Genomic DNA, 19525 nt, shown 5'->3' with positions numbered 1-19525 from the left:
CCTCCCCGAGAATGCGTGCGGCGGCAGTGTCGATGTCTCGATCAGCCATGAGCCGCCTCCATGATCGCTGTGTCGATGTCGCGGCCGTCGCGCTCGGCGGCCGCACGGGCCTCGAGCACCCGCTTGTAGTCCTTGGGCATGACCTTGCTGAACCGGCCGACCGCGTCGTCCCAGCTGGTGAGCAGGGCGCGCGCCACGGCCGAGTCGGTCTCCGCGTGGTGGCGTTCCACCGCCTCGCGCAGGAACTTGCGGTCCTCGTCGTCGAGCGCGTCGATGTCGACCATCTCGCCGTTGACCCGCTGCTCGAGCAGGTCGAGCGCGTAGGCGATGCCGCCGGACATGCCGGCCGCGAAGTTGCGCCCGACCTTGCCCAGCACGACCACGCGGCCACCGGTCATGTACTCGCAGCCGTGGTCGCCCACGCCCTCGACGACGGCCAGCGCGCCGGAGTTGCGCACGCAGAACCGCTCGCCGACGAGCCCGCGGACGAAGATCTCGCCCGATGTGGCGCCGTAGAGGATCACGTTGCCGGCGATGACGTTGTCCTCGGCCACCAGCGGTGCCGACGGGTCGGGCCGCAGCGTGAGCCGCCCGCCCGAGAGCCCCTTGCCGAAGAAGTCGTTGGTGTCGCCGATCAACCGCAGCGTGATGCCCTTCGGCACGAACGCGCCGAAGCTCTGTCCGGCCGAGCCGGACAGCGTGACGTCGATCGTGTTGTCGGGCAGGCCCTCGCCACCCCAGCGGCGCGTGAGCTCGTAGCCGAGCATCGTGCCGACCGTGCGGTTGACGTTGCGGACCGGCAGGTCCAGCCGCACCTTGTCACCGGAGGACAGCGCGCCCTCGCAGAGCTGGATCAGCGTGTTGTCCAGCGCCTTCTCGAGGCCGTGGTCCTGGCTCTTCGTGTTGTGGCGTGCCGTGCCCGGCTTGAGCTCGGGCATGTGGAAGATCGGACGCAGGTCCAGGCCCTCGGTCTTCCAGTGGCGCACGGCGTCGTCGGTGTCGAGCATCTCCGCGTGACCCACGGCCTCGGCCACGGTGCGGAACCCGAGCTGCGCCAGGTACTCGCGCACCTCCTCGGCGATGAACCGCATGAAGTTGACGACGTACTCGGGACGCCCGTCGAACCGCTCGCGCAGCTTCGGGTTCTGGGTGGCGACGCCGACCGGACAGGTGTCGAGGTGGCAGACCCGCATCATGATGCAGCCCGACACCACGAGCGGTGCGGTGGCGAAGCCGAACTCCTCGGCCCCCAGCAGTGCGGCGATGACGACGTCGCGGCCGGTCTTGAGCTGCCCGTCGGCCTGCACGACGATGCGGTCGCGCAGCCCGTTGGCCAGCAGCGTCTGCTGCGTCTCGGCCAGACCGAGCTCCCACGGACCACCCGCGTGCTTGATCGACGACAGCGGTGACGCACCGGTGCCGCCGTCGTGTCCCGAGATCAGGACCACGTCGGAGTACGCCTTCGCCACACCCGCCGCGACCGTGCCGACGCCGACCTGGCTCACCAGCTTCACGTGGATGCGGGCGCGCGGGTTGGCGTTCTTCAGGTCGTGGATGAGCTGCTTGATGTCCTCGATCGAGTAGATGTCGTGGTGCGGCGGCGGCGAGATCAGGCCGACGCCCGGCGTCGACCCGCGGGTCTTCGCGATCCAGGGGTAGACCTTGGTGCCGGGCAGCTGACCACCCTCGCCGGGCTTGGCGCCCTGCGAGATCTTGATCTGCAGGTCGTCGGCGTTGACCAGGTACTCGCTGGTGACACCGAAGCGGCCCGACGCCACCTGCTTGATGGCGCTGCGACGCGAGTCGCCGTTGGCGTCGGGTGTCCAGCGGTCGGCGTCCTCGCCGCCCTCACCGGTGTTGGACTTGCCGCCGAGGCGGTTCATCGCGATGGCGAGGGTCTCGTGCATCTCCTTGGAGATCGACCCGTAGGAGATGGCGCCCGTCGCGAACCGCTTGACGATCTCCTCGACGCTCTCGACCTCGTCGATCGGCACCGGCGGCCGCGTGCCGTCCTTGAACTTGAACAGCCCGCGCAGCGTCATCAGCCGGTGGGTCTGATCGTCGACGGCCTTCGTGTACTGCTTGAAGATGTCGTAGCGACCCTGCCGCGTGGAGTGCTGGAGCTTGAAGACCGTCTCCGGGTTGAACAGGTGCAGCTCACCCTCGCGGCGCCACTGGTACTCGCCGCCGACCTCCAGCGCCCGGTGCGACGCGCGCACGTCGTCGGACGGGAACGCCCGGCGGTGCTGGCGCAGCACCTCCTCGGCGAGCACGTCGAAGCCGACGCCGCCCAGCCGGGACGTGGTGCCGGTGAAGCAGGTGGTGATGACCTCGTTGCCCAGGCCGATCGACTCGAAGATCTGCGCGCCCGTGTAGGACGCGACCGTCGAGACGCCGATCTTGGACATAGTCTTGCGGACGCCCTTGCCCAGCGCCTTGACCAGGTTGTTCGCCGCCGTGCGGGCGTCGACACCCGGGATGTCGCCGCGGTCGGCGAGATCCTCGACGGTGGCCATCGCCAGGTACGGGTTGACCGCGGCGGCGCCGTAGCCGAGCAGCAGCGCGATGTGGTGCACCTCGCGGGCGTCGCCCGACTCCACGACCAGGCCCACCCGGCTGCGGGTCTTCTCCCGGACGAGGTGCTGGTGCACCGCACCGGTGAGCAGCAGTGACGGGATCGGCGCGTGGTCCTTGGTGACACCGCGGTTGGACAGCACGATCAGGCGCGCGCCGTCCTCGATGGCCTCGGAGACCTCGCGACAGATCTCGCCCAGGCGCCGCTTGAGGCCCGCTCCGCCCTCCGCGGTGCGGAACGTGCCCATGGCGGTGACGCAGGTGAAGCCGGGCAGCTCACCGTCGTCGTTGATGTGCACGATCTTGGCAAGGTCCTCGTTGGACAGGACCGGGAACGGCAGCACCACCGTGCGGCAGTTGGACGGGCTGGCGTCGAGCAGGTTCTGCTCGGGCCCGAGCTGGCTCTGCAGGGAGGTGACCAGCTCCTCCCGGATAGCATCCAGCGGCGGGTTGGTGACCTGCGCGAACAGCTGGATGAAGTAGTCGAACAGCTGCCGCGGACGTGCGGAGATCGCCGCGATCGGTGCGTCGTTGCCCATCGACCCGATCGGCTCGGCACCGCTGCGCGCCATCGGCTTGAGGAGGATGTTGAGCTCCTCCTCGGTGTAGCCGAACGACTGCTGGCGGTGGGTGAGCGCCGCGTGGGTGTGGGTCTCGCGCTCGCGGGCGGGGAGCTCGTCGAGCCGGATCAGCCCGGCGTGCAGCCAGTCGGCGTACGGGTGCTCGGCTGCCAGCGCGCCCTTGATCTCCGCATCGTCCACCAGCCGGCCCGCGGCGGTGTCGACGAGGAACATGCGACCGGGCTCCAGCCGGCCCTTCTTCACCACGGCCGACGGCTCGACGTCGAGCACGCCCACCTCGGAGGCGAGCACGACGATGCCGTCGTCGGTGACCCAGTAGCGGGCCGGGCGCAGCCCGTTGCGGTCCAGGACGGCGCCGATGAGGGTGCCGTCGGTGAACGCGACGAGCGCGGGGCCGTCCCACGGCTCCATCAGGGTGGAGTGGAACTCGTAGAAGGCCCGGCGGGCCGGATCCATCTCGGTGTGGTTCTCCCAGGCCTCCGGGATCATCATCAGCACCGAGTGCGGCAGGCTGCGGCCGCCGAGGTGCAGCAGCTCCAGCACCTCGTCGAAGGTGGCCGAGTCGCTCGCGTCGGGCGTGACGATCGGCGAGAGCCGCGTCAGGTCGCCGGGGATGAGGCTGGACTTGAGCAGCGCCTCGCGCGAAGCCATCCAGTTGCGGTTGCCGCGCAGCGTGTTGATCTCGCCGTTGTGCGCGACGTAGCGGTACGGGTGCGCGAGCGGCCACGCCGGGAACGTGTTGGTGGAGAACCGGGAGTGCACGACGGCCAGCGCCGTGGTCACCCGCTCGTCGGACAGGTCCGGGTAGAACGCCTCGACCTGCGGCTCGGCGAGCATGCCCTTGTAGACGATGGTGCGCGGCGAGAGGCTCGCGAAGTAGACGCCGGTGGCGTGCTCGGCGCGCTTGCGCAGGCAGAACGTGAGCCGCTCGAGCTCGATGCCGGACTCGCCGCCCCGACCCGCCACGAACAGCTGGCGGAAGCTCGGCATCGCGGCGCGCGCGGTGGGTCCGATGTCTGCGCCGTCCGGATCCGTGGGCAGGTCGCGCCAGCCCAGCACCCGCAGGCCCTCTTCGGCGGCCAGCCGGTCGATCTCGTCGACGGCCTCGTCGGCCTTGTCGGGCTCGATGGGCAGGAACGCGATGCCGGCGGCGTAGGCGCCTGCGTCGGGCAGCGCGAAGTCGACGACCTCCCGGTAGAACTCATCGGGAAGTTGGATGAGGATGCCCGCACCGTCACCGGTGTTGGCCTCGGCCCCGCGGGCGCCTCGGTGCTCCAGTCGGAGCAGCGCGGTCAACGCCCTGCGGACGATATTGTGATCACGGCGGCCGGAAAGATCGGCAACCATGGCGACGCCACAGGCGTCGTGCTCGAATTCCGGGGCGTAGAGCCCCTTGCCCAGAGCCGCCGACGCTGTACCCGCGATGTTCGCAGCCAACAGTGCCTCCGGTCGTCTCGGTGCACCCCGACATCCAGCATCGGGACGACATGATGGTCGAAAGAGAGTAACCGAGACCCCCACTCGGACGCCTGTTCTGGTCGCGCGGGGGCTCGGGGCGCGCACCGGTGCAGTGTGAGACGGGCCCGGCGTGGTCGCCTACGCCGCCGGCACGTCGGTCGGGCGCCGTTGTGCGGCGTCGGCCGGATTTGAGCACGGGTGCGGCCCGCACGCATCAGCGGGTGCGGGATTCGCCCGCACAATGTCGCATGCAATTGCATCTCTCGCCAGTGACACCGGCAGTGACCAACTTGACCTGCGGCGGAAGCGGGGGATCCGGTCCGCGGAGGGTAGTGTGTAGGTCCGCCGTCCGCGGCCCCGGCCGGAGGTGCCCGTAGGTGGCCTGGAACACGCGAAACGTCGAAGACATGATCGTTCGGTGTCCAGGAGTGGGCCGGGTGGGGCGGGCGCGGCGCCACCTCGAATTCTCAGACGTGATTCACAGGTGCGGTGGCGCGGCCCGGACGTCAGCAGGGCGTCACTCCCGACGCTCGACGTCAGGAGGGACGCCCTGCTGCCCTTCCGGGTGGCCGCTGGGAGGCGGCTGCGTAGTCAGCCGCCGAAATGCCTGGTCATCGTCGAGGCGCCCAGCGTCATCAGCTCATCGAGCCGGCCGGCGGCGGAGTCGGGGAGCGCGTCCACCGTCCACACCAGGCGCGAGCCACCGGCACCGTCGCCGTGCACCTGCATCGTCGAGTGGTGGTGCGTCAGCCCCATCGGCGAGTCGATCACGGCGTAGGCGAGCCTGCGGGCGTCGTCGTCGACGTCGACGATCAGCTCGCGAGCGACGGTCCCGTTCCCGAACGTGACGATCCGTGCGTCCTCCTCGAGACGCGCATCGACCACGAACCCCGGGACGAGGTCCACGTGCGGCGTGCCGACCGCGCGGACGGCCGCCCAGACGGTGGCGACGTCGGCCGGAAGGGTCAGCTCACGTGTCAGCGCGGTCATGCGGAGGCCTGCTGCTCGGCCACGCAGAACTCGTTGCCCTCGGGATCCTGCAGGACCGTCCACTTGTGGCCCCACTCGGCGACGTCGCCCACGCGTTGGGCGCCGAGCCCGACCAGCCGCTCGACCTCGGCCTCCCGGTCGGTCGCCGTCAGGTCGACGTGCATGCGGTTCTTCGCCGACTTGCCCTCCGGTACCCGCAGGAACAGCCATGCGGGGGTCTCGCTGCCGCGGCCGTATCCGATGCTCGCGAACTCCCGGGACGCGCCGTCGTTGACGGTGCGGCCGAGTGCGGCGGACCAGAAGGTGGCGACGGCCTGCGCGTCGTCGCAGTCGAGGGTGATGGAGGTGAGGGTGATGGTCATGACGTCTCCTCGGTGGGGGTGATGGGCCAGTGGATCTCGGTGCGGAAGCGGCTGGTGTCGGCGGTCTCGGTGAAGCTCACGACGTAGATCTCGCGGATCTGCAACGGCAGCGGCGTCGCGTGCTGCGCGACCCACGCGCCGAGGTGCCGGTAGGTGTCGGCGATGGTCGCGTAGGGACCGGCGTGCACGAGCACGGCGACCCGTGCCGCCGGTATCTCGCCGATCACCACGCCCGACCCGGCGGGCACGGCGACGGGGCGCGCGATGGGGAAGTAGGCCTCCACGTCGTCGGGGGTGTTGTCGACGATCTCGGGTGGGTAGAGCGCCGCTGCCGGCCCGATCGGCTCGATCCCCAGCTGCGCGGCGACGGCGCCCAGCCGCGGGTAGGCCTGGGCGAGGAACTGGTCGAAGTTCGCCTCCGTCACCTGCCCGCGCAGGGCGAGGGTGTGCTGGTTGGGCTCCTCGCGCACGTGCACCGGGGTGTGGGTGGCCGGAGCGTCGAGGCTGTCGTGCAGCTCCGCGACGATGCGCTGCACCTCGGCGAGCCGTGATCGCATCGCCGTCTCGTGGTCGGCGAGCACCCGCGCCGTGACGTCCGGGTCACGTGCGTGCACCACCTCCCGCACCCGGTCCAGCGGCAGGTCCAGCGCGCGCAGCCGTGCGATCACCGCGGCGTCGATCAGCTGTGACGCGTGGTAGCTGCGGTAGCCGGTGTCGGGGTCGACCCGGACCGGCACCAGCAGCCCCGCCTCGTGGTACGCCCGCAGCGCCTTGATCGAGAGGAAGCTCGCTCTCGAGAAGGCGCCGATCGGCAGCAGGCCGTTGTCCATGGGTTGAATCCTCCGGTCTCCCCCGGGGGGAGAGCCAAGACCCCGCTGCAGGAAAGATGGCGGGGTGGACGCGCGCGGGGTGCTGGCCGATGTGGCCCGGCTCGGGCCGTTCTTCGCCGTCGCCACGAACCCGGCCGAGTCAGTGGACCCGACCTGGCGCCCGCTGCGCGACCTCTACACCGACCCGGTGCCGCTGCGCGACCGCATCGCGCACGTGCGCCGCACGCTCGGCAGCGACGAGCGCGTGGCGGCGTCGATCGCGTTCCAGGGCCTGGCGGCGCGGATCCTGTCGGCCCCGTTCGCCGCGGTGGTGCTGCACGGCGTGCTGCCCGGTTGGACACCCGACGCGGTGCACTGGCGGGCATCGGCCTCGGGTCCGTGGCCGCTGTGGACCGACGCGCCGCTCGCGGACGGCACCGACGTCGCGGCGGCCGTGGTGGAGGAGCACATGGTGCCGCTCGTCGCGGCCGTCCGCGCGCAGGTGGCGATCTCGGAGCAGATCCTGTGGGGGAGCGTCGCGTCCTCGGTGTCGAGCGCGCGGGGGCAGGTCGCGACCCGGCGACCGGCTGCCGCGGCTCGCGCGACGGCGCTGGCCGAGGAGTTGCTGAGCGCCGGCAGGCTGGCCGGCTCCGCGGAGCTGCGCCCGTTCCGCAGGCGCTCGTGCTGCCTGTACTACCGCGTGCCCGGCGGTGGCCTGTGCGGCGACTGCGTGTTGCAGTCGCGCTGAGGCCTGCTCACGCGCGCCTGCGCAGGGCGAGCGCCGCGAGCCAGGCGAACCCCACGGCCAGGCACAGCCGCTGCATCAGCCCGGCCACCGGCAGGAACGCGGGGTTCTGGGCGAAGCCCAGCGCGGCCAGCACGAACAGCGCGAGGAACGCGATGGCAGTGGCGATGCTGTAGCCGGCGAACCTGCCGCGACCCGCGCGCCGCGCCGCCACCAGGCAGGCGATCGGCAGCCCGAGGAACAGCAGCGACGAGAAGGCGCTGTGCAGCGTGCCGTGCGTGGTGGCGACCGGAGCCAGCGGCGTGCCCGGCGGGTAGCCGTTGATCGGGTCGCAGGTGAACACGCACGCGCCGAGCAGGCCGACGCCGAGCAGGCCGACGAGGGTGGGTGTCCAGCGCCCCTCGTCGCGCAGGCCCCACGCGAGCGCGAGCACCAGCAGCCCCGTGACGAGGAAGTTGGCCATCTGCGTCCAGCCGTACTCACCGATCGACAGCGAGCTCACGGGATGGCGCATCGGGCTGTAGCCCGGCCGCAGCGCGCCTTCGACCAGGAACGCCGCGACGAAGAGGGGCCCGGCCACGATGCCGCAGGTCAAGAGCGCTCGGGATGGCGCTGTGGGCGTCATGGCGGGAGGGTCTCACGGCCCCCTCCACCCCGTTGCAGGAAAGCCACTTTCCCGCAACGACGTTGCGGGAAAGTGGCTTTCCTGCCAGCCGAGAGCCTGCGGAACCCCTACGCCGTCGCCATCAGCGCGTTGCCGGCAGGGGCCGGCTCGTCCACCGCGATGCTGCCGGTCTCGAAGCCCTTCCACCACGACGCCGTGCGCGGCGCCAGCGTGACGCGGCCCCCGGCGAGATCCCCGGCACCCTGCACCACCACCCCGCGGAAGCCGGTTGGGCGGCGGCCGACGGACCGGTCGAGCGTCAGGCTCGCGGGTGCGGAGCGGGGGAGGTCGACGCCGGTCGGCACGGTGATCCGCGCGCCCGCGGGCTCCCAGCGGGCCGGCAGGACGAGCGGCCCGTTCGGGGTCGACCAGCCCAGCGCGGCGTCGCCCGCCGTGCCGAGCAGCGGTGCGACCGTCGACGGCAGCCGGTCGGCGATGTCCGACCACCGGGTGTCGCCGCCTGCTGCGGCCGGGTCCGGCTCGTCGAGGACCGTAGCGGTATCCGGGCGGATCGCGATCAGCACGCGGTCCAGCGGCATCGAACCGCGCGTCATCGTCAGGAGGTCCACGGCGTACCCGGCCATCTGCGTCACGTTGCGGGCCGCGTAGGACGCCCCCGCCGCCGCGATCGAGGGCAGGTGGAACGCGGCCCGGACGGCCTCGCCCGGCTCCCGCAGCGAGTGGATCTCGGCGGTGCCGGTGATCACCACGCTGCGGCCGTCGCGGCCGCGGATCAGCACCCCGGCACGGGGTCGCTTGCGCAGCGCCCGCACCTTGAGCGCCCGATCGGGCACGATGATCCAGATGCGCCCGTCGGCCGCCGTGAAGCGGTGGGGCGTCACGTGGGGGCCGCGCCGGGCCTCGACGCCCAGGTAGGCGACGGTCGCCCCGCGCAGCACGCGCGCGACCTGGGGGTCGTGCAGCGAGCTGGTGACACACTGTCTCATAAGCCCAGGATGGCCCTCGGCACGTGCTCCGGGGCCGGTTCGTGGGCGAACTCACCGGTAACTTCCGGTCCTGGCCCGCGGCCGCACGTCAGCAGGGTGGCCCTCCTGACGTCAGACGTCTGGAAGGCCACCTTGCTGACGTCCCCCGAGCGCCCCCTGCAACAACCCCTCGATGACGGCGAGTCGCTCGGCTCGTGACATCCGGCGGGTGCCCGAACCCACCAGCTGGTCGAAGATCAGCCCGTCGATGCCGGCCACCAGCCGGTCGGCCCGGGCCCGGTCTCCCGCCCCGTTGCGCGCCAGCACGTCGGCCAGCCGCGTCCGGATCGAACCCCCGGCCTGCTCGAACGCGCGGCGCAGCTCCGGGCGGCGGGTGCTCTCCAGTGCCAGCTCGTAGCGCGCGAGCATCTGGTTGCGGCCCGCCGTGAGCCAGTGGTCGACGACCGCGTCGAGCGCCTCGGCCGTGAACGCACCAGCGGTCGTCAGTGCGAGGGCGTCGGCAGTGTCGACCTGGGCGAGCCGCTCGACGATCGCCTCCAGCAGCGCGTGGCGGGTGCGGAAGTAGTAGGACGTGGAGCCCTCGGCCACGCCGGCGGTCCGGTCGACCGCGCGGTGGGTGAGGCCCCGCATCCCCTGCTCGGCGAGTGTGGCGATCGCCGCATCGGCCAGGTCTTCCCTTCGGGGCACCTTTGTACTCTACAGTTGTAGAGACACTACAGGTGTAGAGGAGGCTCGCCATGCGGGCAACGGTGGTCGGTGGCGGTATCGGTGGGCTGGCGGCAGCGATCGCGCTGCACCGCAAGGGCTGGGAGGTCGAGGTGCTCGAGCGGGCCCCGGAGTTCACCGAGGTCGGCGCCGGCATCTCGCTGTGGGGCAACGCCGTTCGCGCGCTCGACGCGCTCGGGCTCGGCGACCAGCTGCGGTCACGCGCGCTCGCCGAGTCCTCGGCCGGCATCCGCGACACCCGCGGCCGCTGGCTGACCCGCACCGACACGGCCGAGATCGAGCGCCGCTACGGCGCCACGGTCGTCGTCCGCCGCACCGAGCTGCTCGACGTCCTCCGTGCGGCGCTGCCCGCCGAGCTGCTCCGGTCCGGTGTGGAGGTCACGGGCGTCCACGAGGACGGCACCGTCACGCACCGCACCGGCACGACGGGCACCGACCTCGTCGTCGGCGCCGACGGCATCCACAGCGCCGTCCGCGCGGCGCTGTGGCCCTCGGCCCGGCCGCCGCGCTACGCCGGCTACACCGCATGGCGCTTCCTCACCACCTTCGACGGTGAGCTGGCCGGCAGCGAGAGCATGGGGCACGGCACGCGCTTCGGCATCGTGCCGCTGGGCGGCGGGGGCGTGTACTGCTTCGCCGCCGCGCAGGTCGCCGAGGGCGTCCGCGGCCCGCACGGGGAGCTCTCCGAGCTGCGCCGCCGGTTCGCCGGCTGGCACGAGCCGATCCCGCAGCTGCTGGCGGGCGTCGCCGACGACGCCGTGCTGCGCCACGACGTCGTCGAGCTGCCGCCGCTGCCGACCTACCGGCGCGGCCGGGTCGTCCTGCTCGGCGACGCGGCGCACGCCATGAGCCCGAACCTCGGCCAGGGCGCGTGCCAGGTGCTCGAGGACGCCGTGACGCTCGCCGCGGTCGGGCTCGACGGCTACGACAGCGCCCGCCGCGGCCGCACGCAGCGCATCGCCCGGCGCTCGCACCAGCTCGGCACCGTGGCGCAGCTGTCCGGCGCGATCCCCGTGGCGCTGCGCAACACCGCGATGCGGCTCGCGCCGGCCTCGGCACTGGTCCGCGGGCTGGCTCCGGTGCTGAGCTGGTCGCCGCCGGTCAGCCCTTGATCGCGCCGCCGAGCCCCGCGCTGCGCAGGAACGTCCGCTGGAACACGATGAACAGCACCACCGGGATCAGCGCCGAGATCGTCAGCGCCGCCAGCAGCACGTCGAGCTCGATGGAGCGTGCGAGCGTCGGCAGGCGCACCGACAGCGGCTGCACGTCCGGGTCGGGCAGCACCACCAGCGGCCAGAGGAAGTCCTTCCACGCCGCGATGAACGCGAACACGGAGATCACCCCGAGTATCGGGCGCGACATCGGCAGCAGCACCGAGAAGAACACGCGGAACGGCCCGGCGCCGTCGATGCGCGCGGCCTCGAAGATCTCGCGCGGCAGGTTGTCGAAGAAGCGCTTCGCGAGCAGCACGTTGAACGCGTTGGCACCGGCAGGCAGCCACACCGCCCAGAACGTGTTCACCAGCGACGTGCCGATCAGCGGCGGGTCGAGCACCGTCAGGTACAGCGGCACGAGCAGCACCACCGCCGGCACGAACAGCGTGCTGAGCACCAGCCAGTACAGGACCGGTCCGTAGCGCGGCCGCAGGATCGCCAGCGCGTACCCGCCGGTCGTCGCGACGACCAGCTGCACGAACCACGCCCCGACGGCGATGATCATGCTGTTGGCGAAGTAGCGGTCGATGTGCACGGTGGTCCACGCCGTGGCGAGGTTGGCCCAGTCGATACCGCTCGGGAACAGCGCCATCGGGCTGCGCAACGTGTCCTGCGTGGTGCTGACCGATGCCTTGACCAGCCACAACAACGGCCCGAGGCACACCACGGCCAGCAGGACGAGCAGCAGGGCCAAGACGGTCGTCAGCAGCGTCCGGGTCCGAGGTGTCCGCCAGTCCATCGACGAGACGATGCCGCGGGGCGGCTGGTCAGCCGCCGCCTTCGCCGCCCGGCGCCCGGCCGGTCGCTGGGGAGCGGGATCCGTGGGGGGCGCCGTCGGGGCGGGCCGGGGCCGGGCGGGGGCGCTCATGACGTGCTCCAGGACTTCGTGAGCCGGAGGTAGACGGCCGAGAGCACCGCGAGGAACACCGCCAGCATCAGGCTCAGTGCGGTGGCGGCGCCGTAGTCGCCGCCGAGGCTGGACGCGAACGCGTAGTCGTAGATCAGCAGCAGGATCGTCAGCGTCGAGTGCGCCGGCCCGCCGTTGGTGAACAGGAACGGCTCGAGGAACACCTGCGACGTGCCGATGATCTGCAGGATCAGCGTCACCAGCAGCACGCCGCGCAGTTGCGGCAGCGTCACGTGCCACACCTTGTGCCACAGTGACGCGCCGTCGACCTCGGCAGCCTCGTAGAGCTCGGGCGGGATGCCGATGAGCGCGGCCAGGTAGATGATCACGGTGCCGCCCGCCGCCGCCCACGTCGCCTCCAGCACGAGCGACGGCAGCGCGCTGCCGGCCGACTGCAGCCACTGCTGCGGTGCGATCCCGAACCGCCCGATGATCGTGTTGAACACGCCGTCCGGGCGGGCGTCGTAGAAGAACTTCCACATCAGCACGGCGACCACCGGCGGCACGACGACGGGCAGGTAGGCGATGGCGCTGTAGAGCCCGCGGAAGCGGCGGACCTCGCTCATCAGCACGGCCAGCACCAGCGGGATCGGGTAGCCGAACACGAGGGCGATGCCCGCGAACCACGCCGTGTTCTGCACCGCCGTCCACAGCAGCGGGTCGGCCAGCACGTGCGTGAAGTTGTCGATGCCGACGAACTTCGGCGCCGTCACGAGGTTGGTCTTCTGCACGCTCATGACGGCGGCGCGCACGATCGGCCACCACGAGAACACGCCGAAGATCACCAGCAGCGGTGCCGTGAACAGCAGCGTGGTGAGCCCGCCGCGCCGGATCCAGGTGGTCATGCGTCGTTACCTCCGTGCGCGGCGGCCGGCCGGGTGTTCCCCGGCCGGCCGCCGGCTGGCCTGTGAGCGGTCAGCTCCGGTCGAGGATCGCCTGGACGTCGGTGTCGGCCTGCTTGAGCAGCGTGTCGATGTTCGCGTTGCGGTCGGTGAGCACCGCCTGCACCACCGGGTCGAGCGCCGCGTACATCTCCTGCGTGTGCGCTGCGGGCTCGCCGGCGAGCGCCTGGCTGAAGATCCCGTTGGTGAACGAGGTCATCTGCGCCAGCGGCACGTTCACGTACTGCTTGATCCAGCCGTCGTACTGCGTCAGCGTGGCCTTGTCGAAGATCGGCAGCTGGGGCACCCCGACGGGCTGCTTGCTGTCGGCGAGGGTCTTGGCGTCGAGCACGGCGGCATCCTGCTTGGTGAACTTCGACATGTAGTAGAAGTCGATCCACTTCGCGGCGGCGGCCTGCTCGTTCGGCGTGGCCTTGACGTTGACCGCGGCGAGCGTGCCGCCACCGAGCAGGCCGGCCTCGCCGCCGGTGCCCAGCGGCAGCACGGCGAGCCCGTAGTCCTCGGGCTTCATGCCGTTCTGCTGGTAGAGCGAGGTGTAGACGTCCGAGCCGCCCATGTACATGCCGATCTTGCCGGCGGCGAAGTCCTGGTTGATCGTGCCCCAGGCGTAGAGGAAGTTGGCGCCCATCGCGTTGTCGTCCCAGCGCATCTGGTGCAGCAGCTGCAGTGCCGCCTTCGCGCCCGGGTTGTCGACGGTGGCCTCGGTCTTGGCACCGTTGACGACCTGCATCCGCCCGCCGAGCGCGGAGGTCAGCGAGGTCAGCATCCAGCCGCCGGTGTTCTCGCTGGTCATCTGCGCGTAGCCGGCCTGCCCGGTCTTCGCGGCGATGATCTTGGCGTCGGCGCGGACCTCGTCCCACGTCGCCGGGGGCTTGTCCGGGTCGAGCCCGGCCTGGGTGAACAGGGCACGGTTGTACTGCAGGCCGATGCAGTACGCGGCCGTCGGCACCCCGTAGATGTGCCCGTCGGGGCCCTGACCGGCGGCGAGCACGGCCTTGTTGAACTTGTCGAGGTACCCGAAGGCCTTCATCGGGTCGGTGATGTCAGCGAGCTGGCCGCGCTCCACCAGCGACTTGCCGTCGGTGAACGGCACCGTGAAGACGGTCGGGAGGGTGCCGCCCGCCAGCTGCGCGGTGAACGTCGGGCCGGTCCACTCGTACTCGCGGGGCGTGACGTCGATGTTGGGGTTGGCGGCCTCGAACTGCGCCACCTGCTTGTCGAAGGCGTCGAACGCCGCTTTCTCGCTGCCCGGCTTCAGGCTCACCACCGAGATGGAGACCTTGGCGTTCGGGTCGGCGGCAGGCGCTGCCGCCGTGCTCCCGCCGCTGCAGCCGGCCACCAGGCCGGCGACGACCAGCGCAGCGGCTACCCCGCTGGCACCTCTTCGGATGGACCTCATTGTCGTTTCCTCTCCTACTGCGCCGACGCAGATGGCGTGGTCCGCAGCCACGCCGCGGTGTCTGGGGGGAGCTCGCCGGCGACCAGTGGGCCGCTCGCGAGCAGGACCGCCGTGTGCGTGGGGAGCGGCACCGGCTGGTCGGACATGTTGAGCACGCAGCGGAAACGCGGGCCCCGCTCGATCGCGAGCACGCCGTCGGGTGCCGGCAGCCAGCGCATCGGGCCGTCACCCAGCTCGGCGCGACGGATCCGCAGGGCGTCGCGATAGAGCGACAGCATCGAGCCGGGATCGGCGGCCTGCGCCTCGACGGTCAAGGTGGCCCAGTCGGCGGGCTGGGGGAGCCAGGTCGGCGCGGCGCCGTCGGGGCCGAACCCGAACGGTGGCGCGCTGCCCGACCACGGCAGCGGCACCCGGCAGCCGTCACGGCCCGGGTCGACGCCGCCGGATCGCTGGAACATCGGGTCCTGGCGCAGGTCGTCGTCGAACTGCTCGTGCTCGGGCAGGCCCAGCTCGTCGCCCTGGTAGAGGTACAGGGATCCCGGCAGCGCGGCGGTGAGCAGCGCGGCGGCCCGCGCGCGGCGTGTGCCGAGGGCGCGGTCGGTGGGGGTGTCGCGCCGCTTCGCCTCGAACGAGAATCCGGTGTCGGAGCGGCCGTAACGCGTGACCGGTCGCGTGACGTCGTGGTTGGACAGCACCCAGGTGGCCGGTGCGCCGACCGGAGCGTGCGCCGCGAGCGTCATGTCGATGGACGCGCGCAGCTGCGCGGCATCCCACGGCCGCGCGAGGAAGTCGAAGTTGAACGCGGTGTGCAGCTCGTCGGGGCGCAGGTAGCGGACGAAGCGCTCGACGTCGGGCAGCCAGACCTCGCCGACGAACATGCGCGGCGGGCTGTACGAGTCACCGATCGCGCGCCAGCTCCGGTAGATGTCGTGCAGCCCGTCGCGGTCGGTGGTCGGGTGCTCGCCGGGTCCGGGGTTGGCCGGGATCTCCGGCAGCGCGGCGTCCTTCACCAGCAGCGCGGCCGAGTCGATGCGCACACCGGCGACGCCGCGGTCGAACCAGAACCGCAGTACGTCCTCGTGCTCGCGCCGGACGTCCGGGTGGCTCCAGTTGAGATCGGGCTGCGCGGCGGCGAACAGGTGCAGGTACCACTCGCCGGGTGTGCCGTCGGCGTTCTTGGTGCGGGTCCAGCTCTCCCCGCCGAACTCCGACGGCCAGCGGGTCGGCATCTCGGCGCCGCCGGGGCCCCGGCCGGGGTGGAACCAGAACCGGGCGCGCTCGGAGGACCCGGGTGCGGCGGCCAGCGCGGTCTGGAACCACGGGTGCTGGTCGGAAACGTGGTTGGGGACGACGTCGACGATCGTGCGGATGCCGACCGCCAGCGCCGCGGTGATCAGCTCCTCCGCCTCGGTGAGCGTGCCGAAGACCGGGTCGATCGCGCGGTAGTCGGCCACGTCGTAACCGCCGTCGGCCAGCGGTGAGGCGTACCAGGGGGTGAACCAGAGCGCGTCGACGCCCAGGTCGGCGAGGTAGGGCAGCCGCGAGCGCACGCCGGCGAGATCACCGACACCGTCGCCGTTGCCGTCGGCGAAGCTGCGCGGATAGACCTCGTAGATCACCGCGTCGCGCCACCACTCCCCGTCGTTCATGGGAGCGGACGGTAGCTTCGTCGATCAGATCAACGCAAGAGATTGACAGAACTAAGTCAGAACTTTGACAGGACTCGTGGAGGAGCGCACGACCAGTTCCGGCTCGAACAGCAGCTCGTTGGTGCGTACCTGGCCGCCGTCGATCTGGTGCACGAGCAGCTGCACGGCGGCCTTCGCCATCGCCTCGATGGGCTGGCGGATCGTGGTCAGTGCCGGGTCGACGCAGGTCATCAGCGCCGAGTCGTCGAACCCGATGATCGAGACGTCGTCCGGGACCGCGAGGCCGCGCCTGCGGGCGGCGCGGATCGCGCCCAGCGCCAGCGGGTCGCTGGCGCAGATGACGCCGGTGACGCCGCGGTCGAGCAGCCGCAGCATCGTGGCCTGGCCGCTCTCGAGGGAGAACCGGGCGTTCTCGACCAGCTCGGCGTCGCGCCCGCTGCGCTCGGCTGCGGTGCGGAACGCGGCCAGCTTGCGGCGCGACGGTACGTGGTCCTCCGGCCCCAGCAGCAGGCCGATGTGCTGGTGTCCGAGCGCGACGAGATGACCGAACGCCTGCTCGACGGCTACGGCGTCGTCGCAGGAGACCTGAGGGAAGTCCAGCCCGTCGACGGCGGCGTTGATCAGGACGGTGGGCAGCCTGCGCGCCAGCAGCAGGCGGTAGTGATCGTGCTGTGCGTCGGCCTCGGTGTACTGGCCGCCCGCGAACAGGGCCCCCGACACCTGTTGCTGCAGCAGCAGGTCGACGTAGGCGGACTCGGTGACCCCGCCCGCTGAGCTCGTGCACAGCAGCGCGGTGAGCCCGTGCTGGGCCAGCGCCCCTCCCGCGGCCTCCGCGAACGCCGGGAAGATCGGGTTCTGCAGCTCCGGGATCACGAGCCCGACCAGCCGGGCCCGCTCGCCGCGCAGCAGGGTGGGGCGCTCGTAGCCCAGCACGTCGAGGGCGGTGAGCACGGCCTCGCGGGTGGCCTCGGAGACCCCCGGCTTGCCGTTGAGCACCCGGCTGACCGTGGCCTCGGACACCCCGACCTGCTGTGCCACCCTCGCCAAGCGTCGCGTCATGGCGCAAGAGTAGCGCAGGTGCACGCAAAATCTTGCATGGCTTGCGGGGGGTTTGCTCGATGGGGTGGTGGTCGGACGGGTGTCGGTTGAGTGCCACATGGAACCGTGTGGCTGTTGCCGACCCCGCTGCAGCCGCCACCACAGCCACCACGGCCACCGCTCAGTCCAGCAGGACGTCCGTGACCGTGACCGTGACGATCGCCTCGAGTCCCGTCACAGCCGCCACCTCCGCAGCCACCTCCCGCTGCACCGCCTGGGCCAGGTCGCGGCAGTTGTGCCCCAGCTGCGTCACCACCGAGACGGTGACGGTGGCGGTGGTGCCGTCCACCTCGGCGCGGACCCCGTCGGTGGGTGGGCGGAGCCGGTCGGTGCCGAAGAACGTGCCGGCCATCCCGAGCAGGGCCTGCCCGATGTTCGCCGGCAGCGCCACCACCCCCGGCACCCGGCGCGCGGCCAGCCCGGCGATCCGGGCCACGGCGGTCTCACCGACGTGGAGGGTCACCCCGGTCACGGTGCACCGTCCCCGACGGTGTCGCCATGGAGGGTGTCGCTATGGAGGGTGTCGCCCCGGAGCGTGTCGCCCCGGAGCGTGTCGCCATGGACCGTGTCGCCGTAGACGTCGACCACCTCGATGTCGACCCGAGCCACCGGTACCCCGAGCGCCTGCTCGCCCGCCGCGATCACCATCTGCCGGACGCGGGCGGTGACGGTGGCGATGTCCACCCCGAACTGCGCGGTGACGGTGATCGCGATGTGGGCGGTGAGCTCGCCGGTTGCCTGCTCGATGCGGCAGCTGCGGGCCCGGACCCCACCCATCCGGTCGACGACGTCGCGCAGCACCGCCGCGGCCGCGGGCCGGGACAGCCGGGCCGGGCCGTGGGGTGACGCGAGCGCCAGCACGTCCCATGGCCGCAGCTCGCTGCGCACCGCGCCCAGCACCCGGTCGAGCACCGTGGCCGGGGGCTCCACGACCTGCGCCGCCATCCGGTTGACGACGGCGTCGAGGCCCCGCGCGTCGGCGAACGCCGCGGTGCAGTGCGGGCAGTCGCGCTCGTGCGCGTCGGGTTCCGCGCCGGACTCGGCGCGATCCCACACGAGTGCCGCGTCGCGGCCGCACGCCAGCAGCTCGGCCCCGCCGTCGTCCTCGACGTTCATCGCCACGGTCGCATCACCTCCGCCAGCCGCACCCGCGCACGGTGGATCCGCCCGCGCACAGCATCCTCGCTCGCACCCGTGATCAGTGCGATCTCCGTGTAGCCGAGGCCCTCCAGCTCGCGAAGCACCCAGCAGATCCGCTGCTCGTCGGGCAGCCCCTGCAACGCGCGGCCGAGCGCGGCCATCCCCGCGTCGAGCTCGGCAGCGTGCGACGGCGAGTCGGGGGCGACGACGACGTCGGCCACCTCGTCCACGGGTACCGGCCTGCGCTTGCGCAGCATCGCGACGCAGCGGTTCGTGACCACCCGGTACATCCAGGTGGAGAACGCCGAGTCGCCGCGGAAGCGATCGATCCGCCGCCACGCGTCCAGCAGCGCCTCCTGCAGGGCGTCCTCGGCCTCGGCGGCATCGCCCATGACGCGCACCGCGAGCCGGTAGAGCGCCGCCTGGTGGCGCCGCGCGAGCACCTCGAACGCGCGGACGTCGCCCTCCTGCGCCCGTACGACGAGCGTGAGGTCGTCGAGCTGGTCCGGAGAGGCAGCCCCGACCGGCACCCGAACCTCCCCATCGCGACTGTGGCGGGCGTCACCGTGAGGGTGACCGGGCCGGCGGCGTCTGAACTGACAGCGGACACGGTAGCCGCAGCCGCGATGGCCGCACCGGTGTCCCCGACAGGAGAGAACGCCATGAGCTTCATCGACAAGGCAAAGCACAAGGCCGAAGAGGTCATCGGTGAGGTCAAGGAGAAGGTCGGCGAGCTGACCGGCAACGAGAGCCTCGAGGCCGAGGGCAAGAAGGACCAGGTCACGGGCAACGTCAAGCAGGCGGGCGACTCGGTGAAGGACGCCGCGTCGAATGTCGCCGACAAGTTCAAGAGCTGATCCGAACTCCTCCACAGGGCGGTTCCCCCGGTTGCGGGGGAGCCGCCCTGCGCGTTGTGCGTAGGGTGCGGCCGTGCCGGATCCCGACCTGACGAGCCGCGTCGCCGAGGCCGCACCCCGGCTGACCGCGGCGGTGCTCGCCCATCCCGCCGTGGCCCGCCTCGACGGCGGCCCGTTCGGCACCGTGGCCACCTACCTGCCCGGCGGCCGGATCGTCGGGCTCCGCGTGACGGGTGCCGGCGACCGGCTGGAGGTGGCGGTGGTCGCGCGGCTCGGGATCGCGCTGCCACAGCTGGCCGCCGAGCTCGGCGTGATCGTGCAGGGACTGCTGGGACCGGTTCCCGTCGACGTCACGGTGTCCGACGTGGTGGTGCCGCCACCGACCGTTCCGCCCGCTCCGGACACGGGCGGCGACGCCCCCCGCGGCCGCCTCGCCTAGACTCGCGAGAACTACCCGTCGGTGGTGTCGCCCAGCTGAGCTTCTGCGGCGCGTGCCGACGCCT

The 19525-nt window shown here is 71.8% G+C and carries 19 protein-coding genes; 4 read left to right on the top strand and 15 right to left on the bottom strand.

Features of this window, described 5'->3' with window-relative positions:
* Positions 1-41: 41 nt before the first annotated feature.
* From gltB to ACFPFQ_RS02275, 4 genes are all read right to left on the bottom strand, one after another.
* A complete protein-coding gene (gene gltB, locus ACFPFQ_RS02290) occupies positions 42-4580 on the bottom strand; it encodes a glutamate synthase large subunit (protein WP_379614341.1) in 4539 nt (1512 codons plus the stop codon).
* A gap of 624 nt (positions 4581-5204) precedes the next feature.
* On the bottom strand, positions 5205-5603 hold the full coding sequence (locus tag ACFPFQ_RS02285) for an SRPBCC family protein (protein WP_379614174.1): 399 nt from the start codon (positions 5601-5603) through the stop codon (positions 5205-5207).
* Positions 5600-5965: a VOC family protein gene (locus tag ACFPFQ_RS02280; RefSeq protein WP_379614172.1), complete on the bottom strand. Its 366-nt coding sequence runs from the start codon at positions 5963-5965 to the stop codon at positions 5600-5602. Before ACFPFQ_RS02280 ends, ACFPFQ_RS02285 begins: the two co-directional genes overlap by 4 nt.
* The gene (locus ACFPFQ_RS02275; protein ID WP_379614170.1) at positions 5962-6795 is read right to left on the bottom strand and encodes a MerR family transcriptional regulator; all 834 of its coding nucleotides are present in this window, start codon (positions 6793-6795) and stop codon (positions 5962-5964) included. Before ACFPFQ_RS02275 ends, ACFPFQ_RS02280 begins: the two co-directional genes overlap by 4 nt.
* 64 nt (positions 6796-6859) lie before the next feature.
* Here ACFPFQ_RS02275 and ACFPFQ_RS02270 point away from each other — a divergent pair, with 64 nt between their 5' ends.
* The gene (locus ACFPFQ_RS02270) at positions 6860-7522 is read left to right on the top strand and encodes a (2Fe-2S)-binding protein (RefSeq protein ID WP_379614168.1); all 663 of its coding nucleotides are present in this window, start codon (positions 6860-6862) and stop codon (positions 7520-7522) included.
* A gap of 7 nt (positions 7523-7529) precedes the next feature.
* Here ACFPFQ_RS02270 and ACFPFQ_RS02265 read toward each other — a convergent pair whose 3' ends face one another.
* The 3 genes from ACFPFQ_RS02265 to ACFPFQ_RS02255 all read right to left on the bottom strand — a co-directional run bounded on the left by ACFPFQ_RS02265 (position 7530) and on the right by ACFPFQ_RS02255 (position 9817).
* Positions 7530-8144 (bottom strand): DUF998 domain-containing protein, encoded by a 615-nt coding sequence (locus ACFPFQ_RS02265; RefSeq protein WP_379614166.1) that lies wholly within the window; start codon positions 8142-8144, stop codon positions 7530-7532.
* 107 nt (positions 8145-8251) lie between these two features.
* Entirely contained in the window at positions 8252-9130 is an 879-nt protein-coding gene (locus tag ACFPFQ_RS02260; RefSeq protein WP_379614164.1) for a pyridoxamine 5'-phosphate oxidase family protein, read from the bottom strand.
* 111 nt (positions 9131-9241) lie between these two features.
* A complete protein-coding gene (locus tag ACFPFQ_RS02255; RefSeq protein WP_379614162.1) occupies positions 9242-9817 on the bottom strand; it encodes a TetR/AcrR family transcriptional regulator in 576 nt (191 codons plus the stop codon).
* 50 nt (positions 9818-9867) lie between these two features.
* Here ACFPFQ_RS02255 and ACFPFQ_RS02250 point away from each other — a divergent pair, with 50 nt between their 5' ends.
* Positions 9868-10968, top strand: coding sequence for an FAD-dependent monooxygenase (locus ACFPFQ_RS02250; protein WP_379614160.1), 1101 nt, complete (start codon positions 9868-9870; stop codon positions 10966-10968).
* Here the strand turns inward: ACFPFQ_RS02250 and ACFPFQ_RS02245 are convergent.
* The 8 genes from ACFPFQ_RS02245 to ACFPFQ_RS02210 all read right to left on the bottom strand — a co-directional run bounded on the left by ACFPFQ_RS02245 (position 10958) and on the right by ACFPFQ_RS02210 (position 18695).
* The gene (locus tag ACFPFQ_RS02245) at positions 10958-11938 is read right to left on the bottom strand and encodes a carbohydrate ABC transporter permease (protein WP_379614158.1); all 981 of its coding nucleotides are present in this window, start codon (positions 11936-11938) and stop codon (positions 10958-10960) included. The two genes, ACFPFQ_RS02250 and ACFPFQ_RS02245, sit on opposite strands and share 11 nt — an antisense overlap.
* Complete coding sequence (locus ACFPFQ_RS02240; protein WP_379614156.1) at positions 11935-12822, bottom strand: carbohydrate ABC transporter permease; 888 nt, start codon at positions 12820-12822, stop codon at positions 11935-11937. The genes ACFPFQ_RS02245 and ACFPFQ_RS02240 overlap by 4 nt, the downstream gene beginning before the upstream one ends.
* Before the next feature lie 70 nt (positions 12823-12892).
* Entirely contained in the window at positions 12893-14278 is a 1386-nt protein-coding gene (locus ACFPFQ_RS02235; protein WP_379614154.1) for an ABC transporter substrate-binding protein, read from the bottom strand.
* 14 nt (positions 14279-14292) lie between these two features.
* Positions 14293-15927 (bottom strand): glycoside hydrolase family 13 protein, encoded by a 1635-nt coding sequence (locus ACFPFQ_RS02230; protein WP_379614152.1) that lies wholly within the window; start codon positions 15925-15927, stop codon positions 14293-14295.
* A 51-nt stretch (positions 15928-15978) separates the two neighbouring features.
* Entirely contained in the window at positions 15979-16986 is a 1008-nt protein-coding gene (locus tag ACFPFQ_RS02225; protein ID WP_379614150.1) for a LacI family DNA-binding transcriptional regulator, read from the bottom strand.
* 160 nt (positions 16987-17146) lie between these two features.
* Entirely contained in the window at positions 17147-17488 is a 342-nt protein-coding gene (locus tag ACFPFQ_RS02220; protein ID WP_379614148.1) for an Asp23/Gls24 family envelope stress response protein, read from the bottom strand.
* Positions 17489-17493: 5 nt separating this feature from the next.
* Positions 17494-18141 carry an Asp23/Gls24 family envelope stress response protein gene (locus tag ACFPFQ_RS02215; RefSeq protein ID WP_379614339.1) on the bottom strand — a complete coding sequence of 216 codons (648 nt, stop codon included), beginning with the start codon at positions 18139-18141 and terminating at the stop codon, positions 17494-17496.
* Positions 18138-18695 carry an RNA polymerase sigma factor gene (locus tag ACFPFQ_RS02210; protein WP_379614146.1) on the bottom strand — a complete coding sequence of 186 codons (558 nt, stop codon included), beginning with the start codon at positions 18693-18695 and terminating at the stop codon, positions 18138-18140. Before ACFPFQ_RS02210 ends, ACFPFQ_RS02215 begins: the two co-directional genes overlap by 4 nt.
* 132 nt (positions 18696-18827) lie before the next feature.
* Between ACFPFQ_RS02210 and ACFPFQ_RS02205 the strand changes: the two genes are divergently transcribed.
* On the top strand, positions 18828-19022 hold the full coding sequence (locus ACFPFQ_RS02205; protein ID WP_379614144.1) for a CsbD family protein: 195 nt from the start codon (positions 18828-18830) through the stop codon (positions 19020-19022).
* Positions 19023-19095: 73 nt separating this feature from the next.
* Positions 19096-19461: a hypothetical protein gene (locus tag ACFPFQ_RS02200; RefSeq protein WP_379614142.1), complete on the top strand. Its 366-nt coding sequence runs from the start codon at positions 19096-19098 to the stop codon at positions 19459-19461.
* Positions 19462-19525 lie beyond the last annotated feature (64 nt).

Source organism: Pseudonocardia sp. GCM10023141, from assembly GCF_042653605.1.
This window is presented reverse-complemented; position numbering and strand designations above follow the sequence as displayed.